This window comes from Dethiosulfatibacter sp., from assembly GCF_983023055.1.
Genome location: NZ_CEZJXU010000048.1, coordinates 6,165 through 7,207, shown reverse-complemented (window position 1 = coordinate 7,207; position 1,043 = coordinate 6,165). Strand labels below are relative to the sequence as shown.

Below are 1,043 nucleotides of genomic sequence, written 5' to 3'. Positions count from 1 at the left end.
TTTGGGAGTATTCATCCTATGGTTTGGATGGTTCGGTTTCAACCCTGGATCAACAATATCCGGAATGGCAGTAGACGATATCGCTCACATATTCATGACTACAAATCTATCAGCTGCAGCATGCGCTGTTGTAACTATGGCCGTTACATGGATTAGATACGGAAAGCCTGATGTAAGTATGACATTAAACGGTGCTTTAGCCGGGCTTGTTGCTATAACTGCCGGTTGTGATATTATCGGTATGGGCGGTGCAGTAATAACAGGAACATTGACAAGTTTCGTTCTTATATTCGGAATAGAATTCGTTGAAAAAATTCTTAAGGTAGACGATCCAGTTGGAGCTGTTGGTGTTCACGGATTAAGTGGAGCTTTTGGAACTCTATGTGTAGGATTGTTTGCAACTGAAGGTGGATTGTTCTTCGGTGGCGGTACAGCAATGTTATCAGTACAGGCTATTGGAGTATTGGCAGTAGCTGCCTGGACTCTTGGAACTGCATTTGTACTATTTAAATCAATTGATGCAATACTTGGACTTAGAGTATCTAAAGAAGAGGAAAAATCAGGACTAGATATCGAAGAGCATGGTATAGAAAGCTATGCCGACTTTGCTCCAAGATCATTGGTTATAAAATAAGGAGGTTCCACGATGTCAGAAGTTTATACAAAACTTGAAATAATAACAAGACCAAACAAATTTGAAGAGTTGAAAAACGCCTTGGTCGAAATAGGCGTTGAAGGAATGTCCGTATCAAATGTTATGGGCTCAGGAACTCAAAAAGGCATGACTACCAAATACAGAGGAGCTGACTTTACAGCTCAACTTCTTCCCAAAATCAAGGTAGAGGTTGTCATATCGACAACTCCCGTACAAGAAGTAGTCGACAAGATATACTCTGTTTGCAGGACTGGAGAAATAGGAGATGGAAAAATATTTATTTACAGCGTAGACAACATCTTCAGAATCAGAACCGGAGAATCCGGAGCTGCTGCAATCACAAACAAAGCATAAAAACAATAAAAGAGTATAAAACTCTAAAGAGGAA

The 1,043-nt window shown here is 40.1% G+C and carries 2 protein-coding genes; both read left to right on the top strand.

The features are described 5' to 3' along the window. A partial coding sequence (locus AC3AX0_RS03175; protein WP_487548859.1) for an ammonium transporter occupies positions 1 to 634 on the top strand: 634 nt, incomplete at its 5' end. A gap of 12 nt (positions 635 to 646) precedes the next feature. After that, positions 647 to 1,009, top strand: coding sequence for a P-II family nitrogen regulator (locus AC3AX0_RS03170; RefSeq protein WP_487548858.1), 363 nt, complete (start codon positions 647 to 649; stop codon positions 1,007 to 1,009). Positions 1,010 to 1,043: the final 34 nt, after the last annotated feature.

Coding starts and splice junctions, on each gene's coding strand:
- AC3AX0_RS03170 (WP_487548858.1), top strand. CDS start 647: ATGTCAGAAGTTTATACAAAACTTGAAATAATAACAAGACCAAACAAA.